Origin of the sequence: Streptomyces similanensis (assembly GCF_039543625.1) — a bacterium.
Taxonomy (GTDB): domain Bacteria; phylum Actinomycetota; class Actinomycetes; order Streptomycetales; family Streptomycetaceae; genus Streptomyces; species Streptomyces similanensis.
On the sequence record NZ_BAABKC010000010.1, the window covers coordinates 1 to 23581 of the forward strand.

Genomic DNA, 23581 nt, shown 5'->3' on the forward strand with positions numbered 1-23581 from the left:
CCGGGGCCCGGCCCGCCGCCGTGCGCCGGCGCCGCGGCCACGCCCGCCGACGGCAGGCCCGCCAGCGGGGCCGGGAACAGCGGCGGCTCCGGCTCCCGCGAGACCGGTCCGGGCAGGTCGAGGCCGGGGTCCTGGGCGAGGATCGCCTGTTGCAGCCGCTGGAGTTCGCGCCCCGGCTCAAGGCCGAGGCCCTCGACGAGCGCGGCGCGGATCCGGGCGTAGACGTTCAGCGCGTCCGCCTGCCGGCCGCAGCGGTACAGGGCCAGCATCAGCTGGCCCGAGGCCCGCTCGCGCAACGGCTCGGCCCGTACGAAGGCGTGGAGGTCGGACAGCACCGACTGGTGGTGGCCGCAGAGGAGTTCGACCTCGGAGCAGTCCTCCATGACATCGAGCCGCTTCTGCTCCAGCGCGGCCAGCTCCGGCCAGTCGGTGCCGGACTCGGCGAGATCCGCGAGCGCGGGCCCGCGCCACAGGCCCAGCGCCTCGCGCAGCGCGCTGCGGGCCCCGGCGGCGTCCCGGTTCCTGAGGGCGGCCCGGCCCCGGTCGGCCAGCCGCTCGAACCGCATCAGGTCCACCCGCTCCGGCTCCACCCGCATCACGTAGCCGGGCGCCTGGGTCAGCAGGCGGGGCTGCGCCTGGCCAGGACCGGCGAGGGTGCGCCGCAGCCGCCAGATCGCGTTCTGGAGGATCTTGCGGGCCGTGCCCGGCACCGGGTCGGCCGGCCACATCGCGGACAACAGCCGCCGGGTGGGCACGACTTCACCCGTGTGCAGCAGCAGGTAGGCCAGCGCCGCGCGCTGCCTGGTGCCCCCGAGCGGCACCAGACCCGCCGCGCCCTCCACCTCGAGTGGCCCGAGCAGACGAAACTCCATGACGTTCCCCCCAGTTTCCTCCGCGACCCGGTCGTGGTCCGATCCAGGTCGAACGTGCCGAACGGGTGTGCTCCCGGAAAGGACGGTAACGTACCGGCAAAGGACGGTAACGTACCGAATAGGTGAACGACCATTACCTGGCGCGGCCGGACGCGGCCGGGCGCGGGCGGGCGCGGACGGGCGCGGACGGGGTCGCCGCGGGGCCGGGGCCGGGGCCGTCAGCCGGCCGAGGCTCCCGCCAGCCGGTCGCCGGCGCCCTCGCGCAGCAGCCGGCACACGTCCCGCAGCCCCGCCTCCAGCCGGCCGATCTCCTCGTCGGAGACGTGCACGGACGGCTCGAAGCGCAGGGTGTTCACGGCACTGGCGGTCGGGAAGGTGCGCACCCGGTGGGCGTGCAGCAGGTGCCCGGCCAGGAAGTAGCCGAACAGTCCGCCGGCCGCCAGCGCGCGCACCGACTCCGACGCCGAGCCGCCCTGGTCGCGGAACTCCAGACCGAGCATCAGACCCTGGCCGCGTACGTCACCGACCAGGTCGGGGAAGTCGTCGCGGACGGCCTCCAGCGCCGTGCGCAGGGCCGCGCCGCGCTCCTCGGCCCGGCGGTAGGCGGCGCCGCCGTCCGCCTCCAGCAGTTCCAGCACCTTCAGCGCGATCGTGCAGGAGAAGCTGTCCTTGGCGAACGTCGAGCTGTGCACGATCTCGAACTCCTGCCGGTAGCGCGCCCGGCGCACCAGCATCACCGACGTCTTGGCCAGGCCGCCGCCCAGTGTCTTGGCCAGCGTGTAGTAGTCGCCGCGCAGCCCCGCCCGCGAGGACGCGAGCAGCCTGCCGGTGCGGCCCATGCCGCTCTGGATCTCGTCGACGACGACGGGACAGTCGATCTCCGCGCAGAACCGCTGGATCGCCCCGGCGAACTCGGCGTCCAGCACCCGGATGCCGCCCTCGCCCTGGATCGGCTCGACGAGGAAGGCGCAGAACACCGGGAACTCCCGCTCCACCACGTCCACCTGGTCGCCGCTCACCTCCAGCACGTGCAGCACGCCCCGTTCCCGCGCGTGGATCTCCTTGAGCGCCTCCGGCCGGTCCGGCGGCACGAACCGGGCCTGCGCGCCCAGCGCCCGGAACGGGGTGCGGTACGACTCGTTGTGGGTGAGCTGGACGCTCAGCCCGAGCTTGCCGTGGAAGCCGCCCTCCAGGGCCAGGAACAGCGGCGGCCGGTCCAGGTGGGCGGCGTTCTCCGCGGCCAGGCGGGCGGTCAGCTGCTCCAGCGCGTCGGTGGACGGGGCGCCGGCGTCGATCCCGAACCGGCGGCGCACGCGGCCCGGGACCTGGGCCCGGCCCTGTGCGACGGCGTCCCGCGCCGCCTCGGCCGCGTCCTTGGCCGCGGACCGCAGCGCGGCGATCCGCAGCCCCCGGTCCAGCTCCGCGTGCTTGAGCGCGGCCTCGACGGCCTCCGCTCCGCTGTTGGCGAAGATCGCGAAGTACGGCTCATCGGTGCCGAGTTCGCGCCCCACGATCCGGTTCAGCTCGGCCGCCAGCCGGTTGGCGTAGGGGTGGCGGGAGAACTGGGCGTGCACGGGCGTGCCCGCCGCCAGCAGCTCCTGGGCGCAGGCCACGAGGTCCGGGTGGTTGTGGCCGAGCAGCACCGAGCCGTAGCCGCCGGCGAAGTCGGCGACCGCGATCTCCTCGTCCCCCTCGCCGCGCCGGTACAGCGTGTTGCCCTCGGCGCGCACGTACTCGACGGCCAGGCCCGCCATGCCCAGCACCTGGCGCAGATACGGCTCGGCCAGCTCGGGTCCGTCGGTGACGGAGTTCTTGGTGTCCATGCCCTCAGACTGCGCCGGTCCGGTCAGCGTCCGGTCATCGGCGGCTCTTCTCCGCCCATTACCACGAGTACGCGCCTCCCGGGAACGCGCGATTACCGGCGGATGGGGGTACGGCGGGAAAGCGGCGGTACGTTGACGAGCGCGGGCCCTGGTGCGCCGACGGCAGGGCCTCGAAGCGCGCCGCGAAAAAAGAACCAGAGACGCCAGAGACGCCAGAGAAAATCAGTTGAATCAGTTGAATCGGTTGAAATCAGGGAATTCGGAGAATGGAGAACACGGAATGAATTCCGCGCCCGCCGACCTCGACCCCCGATCCGTCTGCCCGCCCGCGCACGACGAGGTGACCCCCGCCGTGCTGCGCACGGTCATGTCGCGCTTCGCCACCGGCGTCACCGTCATCACGGTGGGCGGGACGCAGCTGCACGCCATGACCGCCAACGCCTTCAGCTCCGTCTCGCTCCAACCGCCCTCGGTGCTGTGCAGCGTGGGCCACAGCGCGGTCATGCACGGGGCGCTGACCTCGGCGGGACGGTTCGCCGTCAACATCCTCGGCGCCGGTCAGGAGGCGCTGGCCCGGCACTTCGCCGACAAGGACCGGACGCTGGGCGCCGCCCAGTTCGAGGGTGTGCCCTGGACGCCGGGCCGGCACACGGACGCCCCCCTGCTCGGCGGCTCGCTCGCCTGGCTGGAGTGCGAACTGACGGCCGCGCACGCTTTCGGCGATCACACCGTCTTCATAGGCACTGTGGTGGGCGCCGGCCAGATCGCCGAGGGCAGCGGACTGCTGTTCGTCGACGGCCGTTTCGCCCGGACGGAGACCGGCGCCGCGTGACGCCGGCGGGCCGGAAGGCGTTTCCCCGCTGCCGCGCGCGAGGAGGATGACCGCGCGATGACCCGCCCGTGACCCGGTGATGCCGCGACCGTGAGGCGTTCGTTCTCCGCCCTTGCTTTGATGGCGCGGCACCATCCGAAACGTTCCCGAAACGGAGTCTCCATGACGGACAAGGACCGTTCACCGGTGACCGTCATCGGCCTCGGGCTGATGGGCCAGGCGCTGGCCGCCGCGTTCCTGAAGGGCGGACACCCGACCACCGTGTGGAACCGGTCGGCGGGCAAGGCGGACGACCTGGTCCGGCGGGGCGCGGTGCTCGCCGCCACCCCGGCCGACGCGGTGACGGCCGCCGAACTGATCGTCGTCTGCGTGTCGGACGACGACGCCCTGCACGCGGTGCTCGACCCCGAGACCGACCGGCTGGCCGGCCGGGTCGTGGCCAACCTGACCTCCGGCTCCTCGGACCAGGCCCGGGCCAACGCCGCCTGGTCCCGGGACGCCGGCTTCGACTACCTCGACGGCGCGATCATGACCGTGCCGGCCGGAGTCGGCGCGCCCGACGCGGTGATCTTCCACGCCGGGTCCGAGCCGGCCTACCGGCGGCACGCGGAGACGCTGTCCCTGCTCGGCGGGGGCACCACCCACCTCGGCGAGGACCACGGCCTCGCGCCGCTGTACGACGTGGCGCTGCTCGGCGTGATGTGGGGGACGCTCAACAGCTTCCTCCAGGGCGCCGCGCTGCTGGCCACCGCGGACGTCAAGGCGTCGGAGTTCCTGCCCTGGGCGACCAAGTGGGTGGACGCCGTCAAGCTGTTCGCCACGGACTACGCCGGTCAGATCGACGCCGGCGACGGGGCCTACCCGGCCCGGGACGCCACCATGGAGGTGCACTTCGGCGCGCTCCAGCACCTGGTGCACGAGAGCGAGTCGCTGGGCGTCAACGCCGACCTGCCGCACTTCGTCAAGGGTCTGATGGAGCGCACCATCGCCGCCGGCTTCGGCGGCAACAGCTACGCGAGCGTGATCGAGCTCCTGCGCACCCCGGAGAAGGAGCGCGAGCGGCCGTAGCCGCGCGCACGGCGACGGGCCCGGACCACGAGGCGGTGGTCCGGGCCCGTCGCCGTGTCCAGGCGCTCCGCCGTGCCCCGCACCGGGCACGGCGGAGCGGCGGGCCCGATCCGGCCCGCCGGGCGGGGGCCGCCGCACCGGCCCCCGCCCCGCTTCCCTCCGGCCCCGGGGGGGGCCGGAAGGGCCGGAAGGGGAGGGGAGGGCAGGTCAGAGGAAGTAGGTGCCGGGCTCCAGGCCCATCAGCACCCGGCCCTGCACCTCCAGGTTCGCGCCCAGCTGGACCAGGGCGTGCAGCGAGAAGCCCTGGATGTCCCGGTGGAAGCGCTGGAGGTCCACGTCGGCGCGGATCACCGAGCCGCCGCTGGCCGCGAACAGCAGCTCCACGGCCTCCTTGGCCAGCTGACCCGCGTACGCGGTGCGGCCGCGGATGACGGCCTTCTCCTCGTCGGTGGGCTGCTCGCCCGCGTCGGCCCGCCGCTGGAGCACTTCGAGCCAGCGCTCGGACAGCGCACGGGCCGCCTCGATCTTGTTCGCCGCCACGGCCAGCTGCTGCTGGGTGACCGGGTGCAGACGCTGGTCGGTCCAGTCCGTGTAGGTGATGCCGCGGCCGGGCAGCCGCTCCAGGAACAGGTCGTAGGCGCCCTGCGAGATGCCGATGAGCGCGGCGGCGACGCTGGAGAGGATGTAGCCGAGCAGACCGTAGTTGCGGCCCGTCGCCCCGGTGTTGGAACGGTTCCCGGTGGCGCTGACCATCGCCTCCTCCAGCAGCACCGTGCGGTGCGCCGGGACGAACAGGTCCTCGGCGCTCACCGTGCAGCTGCCGGTGCCCGCGCCGGAGGAGACGTGCCAGTCGTCGGCCACGCTCAGCTCGGCGGTGGGCACCAGCGCGACCAGTTCCTGGTGCGACCCGTCCGGCAGCTCCACCTCGGCGGCCAGCAGATCCCAGTCCGCGCCGCGTACACCGGAGTTGAAGCGCCAGGTGCCGGACAGCCGGTAGCCGCCGTCGACCGGGCGCAGCGTCCCGCCGGGCGCGAACACGATCGACACCCGGGTGGAGCCGGAGGCGAAGACCTCCTCCTGGGCCCGGTCGGGGTAGAGGCTGACGCACCAGGTGCTGGTCAGCCACACCATGCTCAGCCAGCCGGTGGACGGGCAGCCGCGGGCGACCTCGGAGACCACCCGCGCCTGCTGGGCCGCGTCCAGGTCGAGGCCGCCGTACTTCCTGGGCACCGCGGCGCGGAAGACCCCGGCCTTCTCCAGCAGCTGGACGTTCTCCTCGACGATCCAGCGGCGCTGCTCGCTCTCCTGCCCGTTGCGTCGCAGGGCCGGCACGGCGGCGCGTACCCCGTCGAGGACGGAGACGAGTTCTTCTTCGGTGGCCATGGGTGTCTTTCTCCTCGTCGCACGGGTTGGGAAAAACTGCTCGTTCACGCTAGGCGTTCGCATTCCCCGGCCGGGAAATACCTGGTCTTTCTCCGGTCATCGCGCACGGCACGCACGGCGGAAATGCCGATGACCGGTCCACGGGCCGGCCGATTCCTCACCGATTACCGGGCGATGACAGGGCGCTGACCGGGAGGTGGGCACCGGGGACCGGGCCGCCCTCGACGAGGAACTGTGCGCGCCGGCCGGCGGACGGCTCCTCCTCACACCGGCGCCGGGGTGGCGGCGGACGACGGCGTGCCCCCGGACCCGGCGGTCCGGGGGCACGGCGCGTCAGGAGGCCGACTGCTCCGCGACCAGACCCGTGGCGGCCACCGGGCGGTCGATGGCCATCAGCCACCGGCCGTCCGCACCGCGCCGGAGGACGTCCGTGCACACACCCTCCAGGTGCACGGGCTCGCCGTTCTCGCCGGTGGTGTCGATGCTGTACTTCACCCCCACCAAGGCGACGTCGCCCGCCACATAGGAGTGGGTGACCTCGGCCTTGAGGGCGGGCTTGGCGGCCAGGAACTCCTTGAAGAACGCCAGCCGGTCGGCGCCGGTGAGCGGCCGGCCGGAGAAGTTGGAGATCGCGTCCTGCCGGTACAGGCTGTCGAACAGCGTCCCGTCACCGGAGTTGAACGCCTGGAGGAAGATCTCGTTCTGGGTCCAGGTGTCGTCGGTCAGGTCGGGGTGCGCGGGATCGAAGTCGGTGCTGAAGTCGAAGGCCATGGTGGACCGGCCCGCCTCTCTGTGATCGTGACTGCGAGGGACTGCAACGGGACTGCGGGGAAACTGCGAGCGGCGCTCCGCCGGGCCGGGAACGCGGGGACGGCCCGGCGGCGGTCGGGCCCGGCACCTACTCCTGGCCGTACGGGTCGTCGACGGCGTAGCGCCAGACGCCGTCCTCGCCGCGCCGCAGGACGTCCACGCCGGTGCCGGTCAGCCGCTCCGGCTCGCCGTCCTCGTCGACGGTGTCGATGACCCAGTCGACGATCAGCAGCGCCGTGTCGCCGGTGACGAAGGCCTGCCGGGTCTCGGTGCTGATCTTCGGGCTGCTCGCGAGGAACTCCCGCTGGTAGTCGCGGCGGGCCTGCCCGGTGAGCGGCTGCCCCGGCTCCCAGACGGCGACCGCCTCGTCCGTGTAGAACGCGTCCAGGGCCTCGAAGTCGCCGGCGTTGAATGCCTCGACGTATTGCGCGTTGTGGATTTTGAGGTCTTCCAGCAGCTGGGACATGGGAAGAGTCGACCTGCCTTCTCGGTAGTCGGCGTCCGGGAATTTCCGTTACGGAAACTATTCGGTGCCGTTCCGCGAACCGACCATCGACCGGTAATCACCTGGCCACCGCGGAAACGGAATTACTCCTTCGAGGTCGATCGCTGAAGTCCGGGAGAGAATCCTCTGCCTACGATCGGCTCGCGAGTTGCGCCAACCCTTTGGTCTCCCGGCAGTTCTCGGCAATTCGGTCGGAAAGGCAGTCGAGCAGCGATGACGAATCAGCACCAGTTCGAATCCCCGGTGACGCGCGGCGGCGAGCAGGAGGCGATCGCGGTCGTCGGACTGTCCTGCCGGCTGCCGGGCGCCGACGGTCCCGAGGCATTCTGGGAGCTGCTGCGCACCGGGACGGAGGCCATCACCCCGGTGCCCGAGGGCCGTTGGGAGTCCGCCACCGGCGAAGGCGCCCCCGAGGAGACCGTGCCCGGCATGCGCCGCGGCGGCTTCCTGGAGAGCGTCGACACCTTCGACGCCGCCTTCTTCGGCATCGCCCCGCGCGAGGCCGCCACCATGGACCCCCAGCAGCGGCTCGTGCTCGAACTCGCCTGGGAGGCGCTGGAGCACGCCGGCATCGTGCCCGCCGCGCTGCGCGGCAGCCGCACCGCCGTCTACGTCGGCACCCTGCGCGACGACTACGCCGCCCTGCTCTACCAGCACGGCGCCGCCGCCGTCACCCAGCACACCATGGCCGGGGTCAACCGCGGCGTCATCGCCAACCGGGTCTCCTACCACCTCGGGCTGCACGGCCCGAGCCTCACCGTGGACTCCGCCCAGTCCTCCTCCCTGGTCGCCGTCCACCTCGCCTGCGAGTCGCTGCGCACCGGCGAGGCCGACGCCGCGCTCGTCGCCGGCGTCAACCTCAACATCCTCGCCGAGGGAGCCGTCACCGAGGAACGGTTCGGCGGACTGTCCCCGGACGGCACCACCTACGCCTTCGACGCCCGCGCCAACGGCTTCGTCCGCGGCGAGGGCGGCGCCGCCGTCGTCCTCAAGCCGCTCTCCCGCGCCCTCGCCGACGGCGACACCGTCCTCGCCGTCCTGCGCGGCAGCGCCGTCAACAACGACGGCTCGACCCCCGGTCTCACCGTGCCCGGCCGGGCCACCCAGGAGCAGGTGCTGCGCGAGGCGTACGAGCGGGCCGGCGTCGACCCCGCCGAGGTGCAGTACGTCGAACTGCACGGCACCGGCACCCCGGTCGGCGACCCGATCGAGGCCGCCGCGCTCGGTGCGGTCCTCGGCCGGGGCCGCGACGGCCGACAGCCCCTGCGGGTCGGCTCGGTGAAGACCAACATCGGCCACCTGGAGGGCGCGGCCGGTCTCGCCGGGCTGGTCAAGACCGTGCTCGCGGTCAGCCGCCGCAGCCTGCCGCCCAGCCTCAACTTCCAGCACCCGCACCCCGCCGTCCCGCTCGCCGACCTCGGCCTGGCCGTCCAGCGCGCGCTCACCGACTGGCCGGACCCCGAAGCGCCGCTGGTCGCCGGCGTCTCCTCGTTCGGCATGGGCGGCACCAACGCCCACGTCGTCGTACAGGAGGGCCCGCGTCCGGGCATCGCGGGCAGGACACCCGCCGCGCCCGCCGCCGCGGACACCCCGGCCGAGCCGTCCGCCACCCCCGTCCCCGCCGCACACGGTGCCCCCCTGCTGCCCTGGGTGCTCTCCGCGCGTACACCCCAGGCCCTGCGGGAGCAGGCCGTCCGGCTGCGCGACGTCCTCGGCGGCGCACCGGCCCCCGACCCCGTGGACATCGGCTGGTCGCTGGCCGCCACCCGCACCGTCTTCACGCACCGCGCCGTCGTCCTCGCCGACGACCGCGCCACCCTGCCCGCCGCACTCGACGCGCTCGCCGCCGGCGACCCCGCCGCCCAGGTCGTCACCGGAGTGGCCCGGCCGGGCCGCACCGCGCTGCTGTTCACCGGCCAGGGCGCACAGCGCCTCGGCATGGGCCGCGAACTGCGCGCCGCCTTCCCCGTGTTCGCCGCCGCCTTCGCCGAGGTGTGCGCCGCCCTCGACCCGCTGCTCGACCGGCCGCTCACCGAGGTCGTCGACTCCGGCGAGGGCCTGGACGACACCGGGTACACCCAGCCCGCGCTGTTCGCCGTCGAAGTCGCCCTGCACCGGCTGGTGACCTCCTGGGGGGTGCGCGCCGACCTGGTCGCCGGCCACTCCATCGGCGAGATCGCCGCCGCGCACGTCGCCGGAGTCCTGTCGCTGGCCGACGCCGCCCGCCTCGTCGCCGCCCGCGGCCGGCTGATGCGGGCCCTGCCCGGCGGCGGCGCCATGGTCGCCGTGCAGGCCGCCGAGGACGAGGTGCTGCCGCTGCTCGCGGGTCTGGCGGACGAGGTCGCCGTCGCCGCCGTCAACGGACCCCGCTCCGTGGTGCTGTCCGGCGCCGAGGAGCACGTCGCCCTGGTCGCCGCCCGGCTCGCCGCCGAGGGCCGCAGGACGCGCGCGCTGACCGTCTCGCACGCCTTCCACTCACCGCTGATGGCGCCCATGCTGGAGGAGTTCCGGTCGGTCGTCGGGGACCTCGTCCTGCACGAGCCGCGCATCGACGCCGTGTCCACCGTGACCGGCGAGCCGGTCGCGCCCGGCCAGTGGACCGACCCCGAGTACTGGGTGCGGCAGGTCCGCCGCCCGGTGCGCTACCTCGACGCCGTCCGCGCCCTGGCGGCCGAGGGCGCCGTCACCCTGCTGGAACTCGGCCCCGACGCCGTCTGCGCGACCATGGCCGCCGACTGCCTGCCGGACACGGACGCCGTCGCGCCGCTGGCCGCGCTGCGGGCCGGAAAGCCCGAGCCGCAGACCCTGCTCAGGGCGCTCGCCACCGCCTTCGCACGCGGCGCGGACGTCGACTGGGCGGCGATCCACGCGGGCGCCGGCGGACGCCGCGTCGCCCTGCCCACCTACCCCTTCCAGCGTGAGCGCCACTGGATCGGCGGCACCGCCCGCGCCGCCGCGCTGCCCGAGCCGGTCGGGCCGGCCGTCGCCCAGCCCCGCCCGGGCCGCCCGCAGGCCCGGCGGGTCCCGGCCGGGGCCGGCGCCACGGCCCTCGTCCTGGACCGGATCGCCGCCGTCCTGGAGTATCCCGAGGACCGCCGCGTCGAGATCCACAGCACCTTCAAAGACCTCGGCTTCGACTCGCTGATGTCGGTCGAGCTGCGCGACGCGCTGTCCACCGCCACCGGACTGCCCCTGCCCGGCGGGCTGCTGTTCGACCACCCCACCCCGGCCGCCCTCGTCGCCCACCTCGACACCCTGCTGGCCGGGGACGGCCCGCAGGACGACGACCTCGCCCCCGCACCGGACGCCGACGAGCCGATCGCGATCGTCGGCATGGCCTGCCGCTACCCCGGCGGGATCGGCTCGCCGGAGGACCTGTGGCGGCTGGTGGCCGAGGGCGGCGACGCCGTCTCCGGCTTCCCGACGGACCGCGGCTGGGAGTACGGGCCGCACGACGAGGACGCCTCGGCGGACGGTCGCGGCAGCGTGCGCGAGGGCGGATTCCTGCACGACGCGCCCCTCTTCGACCACGAGTTCTTCGGCATCTCGCCCCGCGAGGCCCTCGCCATGGACCCGCAGCAGCGGCTGCTGCTGGAGACCGCCTGGGAGGCGGTGGAGCGGGCCGGTCTGGACGCCGCCGCGCTCAAGGGCAGCCGTACCGGCGTCTTCGTCGGCGCCACCGCCCTGGAGTACGGGCCCCGCATGCACGAGGCCCAGGACGCCGTCGAGGGCCATGTGCTCACCGGCACGACGCCCAGCGTGCTGTCCGGCCGGATCGCCTACCACCTCGGCCTGATCGGCCCCGCCGTCACCGTCGACACCGCCTGCTCCTCGTCCCTGGTCGCCCTGCACCTGGCCATACGTTCGCTGCGCTCGGGCGAGACCACCCTCGCCCTGGCGGGTGGCGCGACCGTCATGTCCTCGCCCGGCATGTTCGCCGAGTTCTCCCGGCAGCGCGGTCTGGCGCCCGACGGCCGGATCAAGGCCTTCGCCGCAGGAGCCGACGGCACCTCCTGGGCAGAGGGTGTGGGGTTGCTGGTGGTGGAGCGGTTGTCGGACGCGCTGCGCAATGGCCATCGGGTGTGGGCGGTGGTGCGGGGGAGTGCGGTGAATCAGGACGGGGCGAGCAACGGTCTGACGGCGCCGAACGGTCCGTCGCAGGAGCGGGTGATCCGGCAGGCGTTGGCGGACGCGGGGTTGGTCGCGGCGGATGTGGACGTGGTGGAGGCGCACGGTACGGGGACCCGGCTCGGGGATCCGATCGAGGCGCAGGCGCTGCTGGCGACGTACGGCCAGGAGCGTGAACGACCGGTGTATCTTGGGTCGTTGAAGTCGAACATCGGGCATGCGCAGGCGGCGGCCGGTGTGGGCGGGGTCATCAAGATGGTGCAGGCGATGCGGCACGGGGTCATGCCGCGGACGTTGCACGTGGATGAGCCGTCGCCGCACGTGGACTGGTCGGCCGGTGCGGTGGAGCTGCTGACCGAGGAGCGGGAGTGGGCGCGTGCGGACCGGCCGCGCCGGGCGGGTGTGTCGTCCTTCGGGATCAGCGGCACCAACGCCCACGTCATCGTGGAAGAACCCACACCCGAACCCTCACCCACACGCACACTCATACCCGCACCCGAGGCTGACACCGCAGGCGAGAAACCCGCACCCGGCACCGCGACCCCACGCCGAGCGCCCGCCGCCTCCGTCGGACCGTGGCTGCTGTCCGCGCACAGCCCGGAGGCTCTCGCCGCCCAGGCCGCGCGGCTGCGCGCCTTCGCCGACGCCTCGGACGTCGCGTCCGCCGACATCGGCTGGTCCCTCGCCGCCACCCGTACCGCCCTGTCCGAACGGGCCGTCGTAACCGGCAGCACCCCCGAGGACCTGCTGACCGCGCTGGACGCGCTCGCCGCGGGCGACCCGGCGCCCTCGGTGGTCACCGGCAGCGCCGTGGGGGCAGGCCGCACCGCGTTCCTGTTCACCGGGCAGGGCGCCCAGCGCCTCGGCATGGGCCGCGAACTGTACGCCGCTTCCGAGGTGTTCGCCGCCGCCCTGGACGAGGTGTGCGCGGCCCTCGACGCACACCTGGAACACCCCCTGCGAGACGTGGTGTTCGCCGCCGAGGACAGCCCCCTGGCCGAGCTGCTGCACCGCACCGCCTACACCCAGCCCGCGCTGTTCGTCGTCGGGACCGCGCTGTCCCGGCTGGCGGAGCACCACGGCCTGGTGCCCGACCTGCTGGCCGGCCACTCGATCGGCGAGGTCACCGCCGCCCACCTGGCGGGGGTGCTGACCCTGCCCGACGCCGCCCGGCTGGTCGCCGCGCGCGGCCGGCTCATGCAGTCCGCCCGGGACGGCGGCGCCATGGCCGCCATCGAGGCGGAGGAGAGCGAACTCGCCGCCGAACTCGTCGCGCTGGACGGTCGCGTGGCGCTCGCCGCGGTCAACGGCCCCGCCTCCGTGGTCGTCTCGGGAGACGACGACGCCGTACGCGAACTCGCCGACCGCTGGCGGGAGAAGGGCCGCCGCACCCGTGTCCTCCAGGTCAGCCACGCCTTCCACTCGCCGCACATGGACGACGTGCTCGACGAGTTCAGGTCGGTCGTCGGTGAACTCACCCTCCACGCACCGCGCGTCCCGCTCGTCTCCACCGTCACCGGTGACCTCGCCACCGCCGAGGAGCTGACCTCGCCCGGCTACTGGGCGGAGCAGATCCGCCGGCCGGTCCGTTTCCTGGACGCCGTGCGCACCCTCGCCCGCCAGGGCGCGACCGTGTTCGTGGAGGCCGGCCCCGACCCCGTGCTGAGCGCCCTCACCCGCTCCGCGCTCGGCGACACGGCGACGGCCGTACCGCTGTTGCGGGCGGGACACCCCGAACCGGATACCCTCACCGGCGCGCTGGCCCGGGCCTGGGCGCACGGCGCTCCGCTGGACGGCGCCTCCTTCCACCCCGGCGGCCGGCCCGCCGACCTGCCCACCTACCCCTTCCAGCGCAGCCGCTTCTGGCTGGCGCCCGAGGCCCCGGCCAACGCCCGCGCCCAGGGCCTGGACCCGGCCGGACACCCGCTGCTGCACACCGTGGTCGACCTGGCCGGGCGCGAGGACCTGCTGCTGACCGGCAGGTTCTCCACGGACAGCCACCCGTGGCTGGCGGACCACGCGATCGGCGGCACCGTCCTGGCGCCCGCCACCGCCTTCCTCGAACTGGCCCTCGCCGCGGCCGGCCACGCCGGACTCGACCGGGTCGGCGAACTCACCCTGCAAGCACCGCTGGTGCTCACCGAGCACACCCCGGTACGCGTCCAGGTCGCCGTCGGAGCGCCCGAGCCGTCCGGCGAGCGCACCTTCACCGTCCACGCCCGCCCCGAGAACGCGGCCGACCCGACGGAGTGGACCCGGCACGCCTCCGGCGTCCTCGGCGGCGCCCCGGCCGCCCCGGACGCCGAAACCGCCGTACCGGCCGCCTGGCCGCCCGCCGACGCGACCGCCGAGCCCCTCGACGGCGTCTACGACCGGCTGTCCGACCTCGGCTACGCGTACGGCCCGGCGTTCCAGGGCCTGACCGCGCTGTGGCGCGCCGGCGACGACCTGTACGCCGAGGTCGCCCTGCCCGAGGACCAGCACGCCGCCGCCGGACGCTTCGGCCTGCACCCGGCCCTGTGCGACGCGCTGCTGCACCCGGTCGTCCTGCACGCCGGCGAGGGCCGGGAGGCCGACGGGATCAGACTGCCGTTCGCCTGGACCGGCACCCGCCTGCACGCCACCGGCGCCACCACGCTGCGCGTCCGCGTCACCGCGACCGGCGCCGACGGCTACGCGCTCACCGCCGTCGACCCGGCCGGCCGCCCGGTGCTCTCGCTGGAGGCCCTGTCCCTGCGGCCCATCACCGCCGACCGGCTCGCCTCCGCCGCCCGCCGCCCCGACACCCCCTACGACGTGGTGTGGACGCCGGTCGCCGCGCCGCCGCCCGCCGCTGTGAGGATCGCCGAGGCGACCGACGGCGGCGAACTGCCGCAGGCGGACGTCGTCCTGGTACGGCCCGACCGGCTCACCACCACCGACCCCCGAGCCACCACCGACTCCGAGGCGACCACCGACCCCCGAGCCACCACCGGCCCTCAGGCGACCACCGACCCCCAGGACACCGCCCTGCCCGCTGCCGCGCACGGCACGGCCGCCGCGTTCCTGCACCTGCTCCAGCGGTTCCTGGCCGACCCGCGCCTGGAGGAGTCCCGCCTGCTCGTCGTCACACGCGGCGCGGTCGCCGCCGTACCGGGCGAGGACGTGCCGTCCCTGGCCGCCGCGCCCGTATGGGGGCTGGCGCGCTCCGCGCAGTCCGAGCACCCGGGCCGCATCGTGCTCCTGGACAGCGACACCGACCTGCCGTCCGGCGACACCACCTGGCCCGCCGTGGCACTCGCCGCGGACGAACCCCAACTCGCCCTGCGCGCCGGGGCGCTGAGCGCACCGCGCCTGGTGCGCGCCGAACCCGGCACCGCGGTGCCGCAGCGCCCGTTCGGCGACGGCGCAGTCCTGGTCACCGGCGGCACCGGCGGGCTCGGCGCCCTGTTCGCCCGGCACCTGGTGGCCGAGCACGGGGTGCGGGACCTGGTGCTGGTGAGCCGGCGCGGTGCGGCGGCGCCGGGCGCCGCCGCGCTGTCCGCTGAACTGGCCGACGCGGGCGCGTCCGTGACCGTGGAGGCGTGCGACGTGGCGGACCGGGAGCAGGTGGCCGCGCTGGTCGGCCGGGTCGGGCAGCGGCTGTCGGCGGTGGTGCACACCGCGGGCGTGCTCGACGACGCGACGGTGGAGTCGCTGACGCCGGAGCGGCTGGAGGCGGTGCTGCGGCCCAAGGCGGACGCCGCCTGGCACCTGCACGACCTAACCCGCGACCTCGGCCTGACCGCCTTCGTCGCCTTCTCCTCGGTCTCCGGCCTGCTCGGCACGGCCGGCCAGGGCAACTACGCCGCCGCCAACGCCTTCCTCGACGCCCTCGCCGCCCACCGCCGCGCCCACGGCCTGCCCGCGCTCTCCCTGGCCTGGGGCCTGTGGGACGCCACCCACGGCATGGGCGCCGGCCTCACCGAGGCCGATCTCGCCCGCTGGGCCCGGGCCGGCCTCCCGCCGCTGCGCCCCGAACAGGGCCTCGCCCTGTTCGACGCCGCGCTCGCCGGGGACCACGCCCTGCGAGTCCCCGCCGCCGTCGACCTGTCCGCCCTGCGCGCCGCCGCCGCCGAACCGGCGGCCCTGTTGCGCGGCCTGGTGCGCGCCCGGACCCGGCGCACCGCCGCGGCGGCCGCGCCCGGCGACGGCGGCGACTGGGCCGCGCGCACGGCCGCGCTCCCCGCCGACCAGCGCCGCGAGACCGTCCTCGACCTGGTCCGCGGCACCGTCGCCGGCGTCCTGGGCCACACCGACCCGCACCGGCTCGACCCCCGGCGCGCCCTCAAGGAGATCGGGCTCGACTCCCTGGCCGCCGTGGAACTGCGCAACCGGCTCACCACGGCCACCGGGATGCGGCTGCCCGCCACGGTCGTCTTCGACCACCCCTCCACCCAGGCCCTCGCGGACCTGCTGCTCAACCGGCTCCCCGGTACCTCCGCCACCGCCACGCCCGCCGTGCGCCGCCCGGCCCGCGCCGCCGCGGACTTCGCCGAGCCGATCGCGATCGTCGGCATGGCCTGCCGCTTCCCCGGCGGAGTGGCCTCCCCGGACGACCTGTGGCGGCTGGTGGCCGACGGCGCGGACGGCGTGTCCGCGTTCCCGGACAACCGCGGCTGGGACCTGGACGCCCTGTACGACCCCGACCCCGAGCGCACCGGCGCCTCCTACGTGCGCCACGGCGGGTTCCTGCACGACGCGGATCTGTTCGACCGCGAGTTCTTCGGGATCTCGCCTCGCGAGGCGACCGCGATGGACCCCCAGCACCGGCTGCTGCTGGAGACCGCCTGGGAGAGCATCGAGAGCGCGGGGATCGACCCGACCGCGCTGCACGGCTCCGCCACCGGCGTGTTCGTCGGCGCGATGTACGACGACTACGTGTCCCGGCTGCCCGCCAGCCCCGAGGAGTACGAGGGCTTCCTGCTCGCCGGCAACCTCTCCAGCGTCGTGTCGGGCCGGCTGTCGTACACCTACGGCTTCGAGGGCCCCGCGGTCACCGTCGACACGGCCTGCTCCTCGTCCCTGGTCGCCCTGCACCTCGCGGCGAACGCCCTGCGCAACGGCGAGTGCGACCTCGCCCTGGCCGGCGGGGTCACCGTGATGGCCGGACCGCACGTGTTCGTCGAGTTCTCCCGGCAGCGCGGTCTGGCGCCCGACGGGCGGATCAAGTCGTTCGCGGCGGGGGCCGACGGCACCTCCTGGTCGGAGGGTGTGGGGTTGCTGGTGGTGGAGCGCTTGTCGGACGCGCGGCGCAACGGACATCGGGTGCTCGCCGTGGTGCGGGGCAGTGCCGTGAATCAGGATGGAGCGAGCAACGGTCTGACGGCGCCGAACGGTCCGTCGCAGGAGCGGGTGATCCGGCAGGCGTTGGCTGATGCCCGGTTGTCGGCGGCGGACGTGGACGTGGTGGAGGCGCACGGTACGGGGACCCGGCTGGGGGATCCGATCGAGGCGCAGGCGCTGCTGGCGACGTACGGCCAGGACCGCGAACGGCCGCTGTATCTGGGGTCGTTGAAGTCGAACATCGGGCATGCGCAGGCGGCGGCCGGTGTGGGCGGCGTCATCAAGATGGTGCAGGCGATGCGGCACGGGACCATGCCGCGGACGTTGCACGTGGATGAGCCGTCGCCGCACGTGGACTGGTCGGCCGGTGCGGTGGAGCTGCTGACCGAGGAACGGGAGTGGGCGCGTACCGACCGGCCGCGCCGGGCGGGGGTGTCGTCCTTCGGGATCAGCGGCACCAACGCCCACGTCATCGTCGAGGAGCCCACACCTGAACCCGGACCCGCACTCACACCCGCACCCATCCTCACACCCACACCCGAACTCACCCGCAAGCCCGGCGCCCCGGGCAACGCGCCGACCCCCGGCCGCCTTCCCGCCGTCGGCGCGCCCTGGCTGCTGTCCGCCCGCGGCGAGCAGGCCCTCGCCGCCCAGGCCGAACGCCTCCTGGCCCACCTGGACCGGCATCCCGACGCCGCCCTCGTGGACGTGGGCCACGCCCTGGCCGCCCGGACCCGGCACGACGAGCGGGCCTACGTCGTCGCCGCCGACCGGGCCGAACTCCTCGACGGACTACGGGTGCTGGCCCGGGGCGAGACCGGCCCCACCGCCCTGCGCGCACCGGCCGGACAGTCGGGCAAGACGGCGTTCCTGCTGACCGGCCAGGGCTCCCAGCGCCTCGGCATGGGCCGCGAACTGTACGCCGCCTCCCCGGTGTTCGCCGCCGCCCTGGACGAGGTGTGCGTCCACCTGGACCGCGAACTCGTACGGCCCCTGAAGCAGGTGCTGTTCGCCCCCGAGGACTCCGCGGACTCGGCGCTGCTCGACCAGACGGTCTTCACCCAGGCCGCCCTGTTCGCCGTGGAGACCGCGCTGTTCCGGCTCGCCGAACACCACGGTCTCACCCCCGACTACCTGCTCGGCCACTCCATCGGCGAGGTCACCGCCGCCCACCTCGCGGGCGTGCTGAGCCTGCCCGACGCCGCCGTACTCGTCGCCGAACGCGGCCGGCTCATGCAGGCCGCCCGGGAAGGCGGCGCGATGGCCGCCGTCGAGGCCGCCGAGCAGGACGTCCGCGACGCCCTCGCCCCCTACGGCGACCGGGTGGCCGTCGCCGCGGTCAACGCGCCCCGCTCCACGGTCGTCTCGGGCGACGCCGACGCCGTCGACGAACTCGCCGCGCTCTTCCGCGGGCGCGGCGCGCGCACCCGGCGCCTGCCGGTCAGCCACGCCTTCCACTCCCCGCACATGGACGAGGTGCTCGACGAGTTCCGCGTCGTCGCCGCCGACCTCACCTACCACGCCCCGCGCATCCCCGTCGTCTCCAACGTCACCGGCGAGTTCGCCACCACGGAGGAGCTGGCCTCGCCCGACTACTGGGTGCGGCACATCCGCGGCACCGTCCGCTTCCTGGACGGCGTCCGGCTGCTGGAGCGGCACGGCGTCACCGAATGGCTGGAGCTGGGCCCGGACGCCGTGCTCACCGCCCTGGTCCAGGCGTCCCTGGACGGCGGGGGCGGTGCCGTGGCCGCCGCACTGCGCCGGGGCCGCCCCGAGGAGCGGACGTTCACCACGGCGCTCGGCCTGCTCGCCGCACGCGGCGCGGCCCTGCGCTGGGACACCCTGTTCCCGGGCGCCCGCCCCGCCGAACTGCCCGCCTACCCCTTCCAGCGGCAGCGGTACTGGCTGACCGCCCCGGCGACCGTCGCCGACGCCGCCGGTTTCGGACTCGGCGCGGTGGGCCATCCGCTGCTCGGCGCCGAGGTGTCCCTCGCCGAGCGCGACGAGCGCGTCCTGACCGGGCGGCTGTCCCCGCACACCCACCCCTGGCTGGCCGATCACGCCGTCGCGGGCCGCGTCCTGGTGCCCGGCACCGGCCTGCTGGAGATCGCCCTCGCCGCAGGCGAGCGCACCGGCGCCCGGACGGTGGACGACCTCACCCTCACCGCACCGCTCACCGTGCCCGCACACGGCGGCGTCCGCGTGCAGGTGACCGTCGGCGCGGCCGACGCCGACGGCGTCCGCCCGCTGCGGATCCACTCCCGCCCCGAACAGGACGCCACCGGGCACGAAGACGGGGACGAGAACGAGGGCGACTGGACCCTGCACGCGCACGGCGCCCTGCGCCCCGACACGGCCCCCACGGCCGCCGACCCCGCCGCCGCCCTCACGGCCTGGCCGCCGCCCGGCGCCACCGAGACCGACCTGACCGGCGCCTACGACCGCCTCACCGAGCTGGGCTACGCCTACGGCCCCGCCTTCCGCAACCTGCGCCGACTGTGGACCGACGGTGACGACCTCCTCGCCGAGGTGGCGCTCGACGCCGAACAGCGCGCCCAGGCACACCGGTTCACCCTCCACCCCGCCCTGCTCGACGCCGCCCTGCACACCCTGCTGCCCGGCGTCGCGCGGCCGGACGGCCCGCCGCTGCTGCCGTTCGCCTTCTCCGGCGCGACCGTCCGCGCCACCGGCGCCGACACCCTGCGGGTACGGCTCACCCGCGGCGGCGCCGACTCGGCTCCGGTGGTCTCCCTGACCGCCGCCGACGGCGCCGGCGCCCCGCTCGCCACGATCGAGGAACTGGCCCTGCGGCCCCTGGACGCCGATGCCCTGACCGCGGCCACCTCGCGGAACGACGGGCTCCTGCGCCTCGACTGGAGCCCACTGCCGCTGCCCGCGGCGGACCCGGCTGACCCGGCGACCCCGGCGAACCCGGCGGGCGGCGACTGGGCCCTGCTCGGCGCCCCGGACCAGGCCGCGTTCGCCCCGGAGGGCCGGCCGCCCACCGCCTACGCCGACACCGCCGCGCTGCGCCGCGCGCTGGACGAGGGCGCGCCCGTACCGGCCGTCCTGCTCGTGCCGTACCTCGGCGACGCCGACACGGCCGACCCGCCGCCGCTGCGGGCGCGCACCGCGCTGCGGGCCGCGCTCGCGGACGTCCAGGACTGGCTGGCCGACGACCGGCTCGCCGACACCCGCCTGGTGGCCGTCACCCGGCACGCCGTCGCCACCGCACCCGACGAGGACGTCACTGACCTGGTGCACGCCCCGGTGTGGGGGCTGCTGCGCTCGGCCCAGTCCGAACACCCCGGCCGCCTCCAGCTGATCGACACCGACGACCCCGCCCGCCTCGCCGCCGTCCTGCCCGCCCTGATCGCCGCGGGCGAACCGCAGAGCGCGCTGCGCGACGACACCCTCCGCGTACCCCGCCTCGCCCGCGTCCGGCCGTCCGCCGGACCGGCCGCCCCCGGCTGGGGCGACGGCGCGGTGCTGATCACCGGGGCCACCGGCACGCTGGGCGCGGTCCTGGCCCGCCACCTGGTGGCCGAGCACGGGGTGCGGGACCTGGTGCTGGTGAGCCGGCGCGGTGCGGCGGCGCCGGGCGCCGCCGCGCTGTCCGCTGAACTGGCCGCCGCGGGCGCGTCCGTGACCGTGGAGGCGTGCGACGTGGCGGACCGGGAGCAGGTGGCCGCGCTGGTCGGCCGGGTCGGGCAGCGGCTGTCGGCGGTGGTGCACACCGCCGGCGTCCTGGACGACACGACCGTGCAGTCGCTGACGCCGGAGCGGCTGGAGGCGGTGCTGCGGCCCAAGGCGGACGCCGCCTGGCACCTGCACGACCTCACCCGCGACCTCAATCTGACCGCGTTCGTGCTGTACTCCTCCGTCGCGGGCCTGCTCGGCACGGCCGGCCAGGGCAACTACGCCGCCGGAAACACCTTCCTCGACGCGCTCGCCGCCCACCGCCGCGCTCACGGCCTGCCCGCGCTCTCCCTGGCCTGGGGCCTGTGGGACCAGTCCAGCACCATCACCGGGCACCTCGCCGACACCGATCTGCGCCGCCTGGCCCGCTCCGGACTGCTGCCGCTGACCACCGACGACGCCCTGGCCCTCCTCGACGCCGCGCCCGCGGCCGGGGAGAGCGTCCTCGCCGTCACCCGGCTCGACCTGCGCGCCCTGCGCGACCAGAACCGCGACCAGAACCGCGACCAGAGCGGCGACCAGGTCCCGGCCGTACTGCGCGGCCTGGTCCGCACCCCCGCCCGCAGGCCCCGGGCCGACACCGGCACCGCCGCCGACCGCGGCCCGTCGCTGGCCGAACGGCTCGCGCCGCAGTCCGCAGCGGAACGCGACCGGCTCCTCACCGATCTGGTACGCGCCCGGATCTCCGCCGTGCTCGGCCACAGCGACCCCGGCGCGATCGACGCCGAACGCTCGGTCCAGGAACTGGGCTTCGACTCGCTCACCGCCGTGGAACTGCGCAACCAGCTCGCGAAGGAGACCGGACTGCGCCTGCCCACCACCCTCGTCTACGACCACCCCACCCCGAGAGCCGTCGCCGCCCACCTGGCCGGACAGCTCACCGTCGAGGAGACCACCCCCGACGCACCCGTCCTCGCCGAACTGTCCCGGCTGCACACCCTCATCGAGGCCGCGGCGGGCGACCGCGACGCCCACGGCCGCATCACCGAGCGGCTGCGCGCACTGCTCGCCACCGCCGACGCGGCGGCCGGCGGCGCCGCTGCGGACACCCGGGACGGCGACCTGGACGACGACCTGGACTCGGCCACCGACGAGGAACTGTTCGCGCTCGTCGACGACCTCGACTGACCGACCGCACCCGCACCGAAACCCCCCTCACTACACAGGAGTTGACAGACCATGGCGGGCGAGGACAAGCTCCGCGACTATCTCAAGAAGGCCGTCGCCGACGCCCGCGAGGCGCGCAGGCAACTGCGGGAGACCGAGGACCGGCGCCACGAACCGATCGCGATCGTCGGCATGGCCTGCCGCTACCCCGGCGGGGTCACCTCCCCGGAGGAGCTGTGGCGGCTGGTCGCCGAGGGCACGGACGCCGTGTCCGCGTTCCCGGACAACCGCGGCTGGGACCTGGACGCGCTGTACGACCCCGACCCCGAGCGCACCGGCGCCTCGTACACCCGCGAGGGCGGCTTCCTGCACGACGCCGACCGGTTCGAACCGGAGTTCTTCGGCCTCTCGCCGCGCGAGGCCGACGCGGTCGACCCGCAGCAACGGCTGCTGCTGGAGACCGCATGGGAGACCTTCGAGTCCGCCGCACTCGATCCCACCGCACTGCGCGGCTCCCGCACCGGCGTGTTCACCGGCCTCATGTACAGCGACTACGGCTCCCGGCCGCACCTGCCCCCGGACGACACCGAGGGCTACCTGTTCAGCGGCAGCGCGGGCAGCATCGCGGCCGGCCGGCTGTCGTACACCTACGGCTTCGAGGGGCCCGCCGTCTCCGTCGACACGGCCTGCTCCTCGTCCCTGGTCGCCCTGCACCTCGCCGCGAACGCCCTGCGCAACGGCGAGTGCGATCTCGCCCTGGCCGGCGGGGCCACGGTGATGTCCACACCGGTCGCCTTCGTCGAGTTCTCCCGGCTGCGGGGCCTCGCCCCCGACGGACGCTGCAAGTCCTTCGGCGCCGGCGCGGACGGCGTCGGCTGGGCGGAGGGCGTCGGACTGCTCCTCGTGGAGCGGTTGTCGGACGCGCTGCGCAATGGCCATCGGGTGTGGGCGGTGGTGCGGGGGAGTGCGGTGAATCAGGACGGTGCGAGCAACGGTCTGACGGCGCCGAACGGTCCGTCGCAGGAGCGGGTGATCCGGCAGGCGTTGGCTGATGCCCGGTTGTCGGCGGCGGACGTGGACGTGGTGGAGGCGCACGGTACGGGGACCCGGCTGGGGGATCCGATCGAGGCGCAGGCGCTGCTGGCGACGTACGGACAGGACCGTGAACGGCCGCTGTACCTGGGGTCGTTGAAGTCGAACATCGGGCATGCGCAGGCTGCTGCCGGTGTGGGCGGGGTCATCAAGATGGTGCAGGCCATGCACCACGGCGTCCTGCCCCGCACCCTGCACGTGGACGAGCCGTCGCCGCACGTGGACTGGTCGGCCGGTGCGGTGGAGCTGCTGACCGAGGAACGGGAGTGGGCGCGTACCGACCGGCCGCGCCGGGCCGGGGTGTCCTCGTTCGGCTTCGGCGGCACCAACGCCCACGTCATCGTCGAGGAAGCCCCCGCCACGCCGGACGACGAGTCCGCTCGGGAACCCGCCGCCGTGCCCGTCCTGCCCTGGGTGCTGTCCGGCCGCACCCCCCAAGGGCTCCAGGCCCAGGCCGAACGGCTGCTCGCGCACGTCGAGCGGCACCCCGGCCTCCGCCCCCTCGATATCGCCTACACCCTCGCCACCGGCCGCGCCGCCCTCACACACCGCGCCGTGACCGTCGGCGCCGACCGTGACGGCCTCCTCGCCGGGCTCCGCGCCCTCGACACCCGCACGACCGCCGACGGCGCACTCGGTTTCGTGTTTTCGGGTCAGGGGTCGCAGTGGGTGGGGATGGGGCGGGAGTTGGCGTCGGTGTTTCCGGTGTTCGCTGGGGTGTTGGATGAGGTGTGTGGGGTGTTGGATCCGTTGGTGGGTGGGTCGTTGCGGGAGGTGATGTTCTCGGGTGGTGGGGGGTTGTTGGATCGGACGGGGTGGACGCAGCCGGCGTTGTTCGCGTTCGAGGTGGCGTTGTTCCGGTTGGTGGAGTCGTGGGGTGTGGTGCCGGGTGTGGTGGCGGGGCATTCGGTGGGGGAGTTGGTGGCGGCTTATGTGGCGGGTGTGTTGTCGTTGGGGG

Annotated in this window: 8 protein-coding genes and 1 pseudogene; 4 read left to right on the forward strand and 5 right to left on the reverse strand. The window is 74.8% G+C overall.

From position 1 onward, the window contains the following. A partial coding sequence (locus ABEB07_RS03295; protein WP_345666938.1) for an AfsR/SARP family transcriptional regulator occupies positions 1 to 872 on the reverse strand: 872 nt, incomplete at its 3' end. A 218-nt stretch (positions 873 to 1090) separates the two neighbouring features. Then, the gene (locus tag ABEB07_RS03300; protein ID WP_345666939.1) at positions 1091 to 2695 is read right to left on the reverse strand and encodes an aspartate aminotransferase family protein; all 1605 of its coding nucleotides are present in this window, start codon (positions 2693 to 2695) and stop codon (positions 1091 to 1093) included. Between the two features lie 280 nt (positions 2696 to 2975). Here ABEB07_RS03300 and ABEB07_RS03305 point away from each other — a divergent pair, with 280 nt between their 5' ends. Together ABEB07_RS03305 and ABEB07_RS03310 are read left to right on the forward strand one after the other, a co-directional pair. After that, positions 2976 to 3527 carry a flavin reductase family protein gene (locus ABEB07_RS03305; protein WP_164586275.1) on the forward strand — a complete coding sequence of 184 codons (552 nt, stop codon included), beginning with the start codon at positions 2976 to 2978 and terminating at the stop codon, positions 3525 to 3527. A gap of 162 nt (positions 3528 to 3689) precedes the next feature. Further along, on the forward strand, positions 3690 to 4595 hold the full coding sequence (locus ABEB07_RS03310) for an NAD(P)-dependent oxidoreductase (protein WP_345666940.1): 906 nt from the start codon (positions 3690 to 3692) through the stop codon (positions 4593 to 4595). 207 nt (positions 4596 to 4802) lie between these two features. Here ABEB07_RS03310 and ABEB07_RS03315 read toward each other — a convergent pair whose 3' ends face one another. The 3 genes from ABEB07_RS03315 to ABEB07_RS03325 form a co-directional block, all read right to left on the reverse strand. Further along, a complete protein-coding gene (locus ABEB07_RS03315) occupies positions 4803 to 5978 on the reverse strand; it encodes an acyl-CoA dehydrogenase family protein (RefSeq protein WP_345666941.1) in 1176 nt (391 codons plus the stop codon). A gap of 333 nt (positions 5979 to 6311) precedes the next feature. Further along, positions 6312 to 6749, reverse strand: coding sequence for a YybH family protein (locus ABEB07_RS03320; RefSeq protein ID WP_176151330.1), 438 nt, complete (start codon positions 6747 to 6749; stop codon positions 6312 to 6314). Between the two features lie 127 nt (positions 6750 to 6876). Beyond that, entirely contained in the window at positions 6877 to 7254 is a 378-nt protein-coding gene (locus tag ABEB07_RS03325) for a YybH family protein (protein WP_176151331.1), read from the reverse strand. Between the two features lie 252 nt (positions 7255 to 7506). On the opposite strand from ABEB07_RS03325, the gene ABEB07_RS03330 reads away from it, so the two are divergent. Beyond that, complete coding sequence (locus ABEB07_RS03330; protein WP_345666942.1) at positions 7507 to 21552, forward strand: type I polyketide synthase; 14046 nt, start codon at positions 7507 to 7509, stop codon at positions 21550 to 21552. A 60-nt stretch (positions 21553 to 21612) separates the two neighbouring features. Beyond that, positions 21613 to 23581, forward strand: a pseudogene (locus tag ABEB07_RS03335) (type I polyketide synthase); the annotation flags it as partial.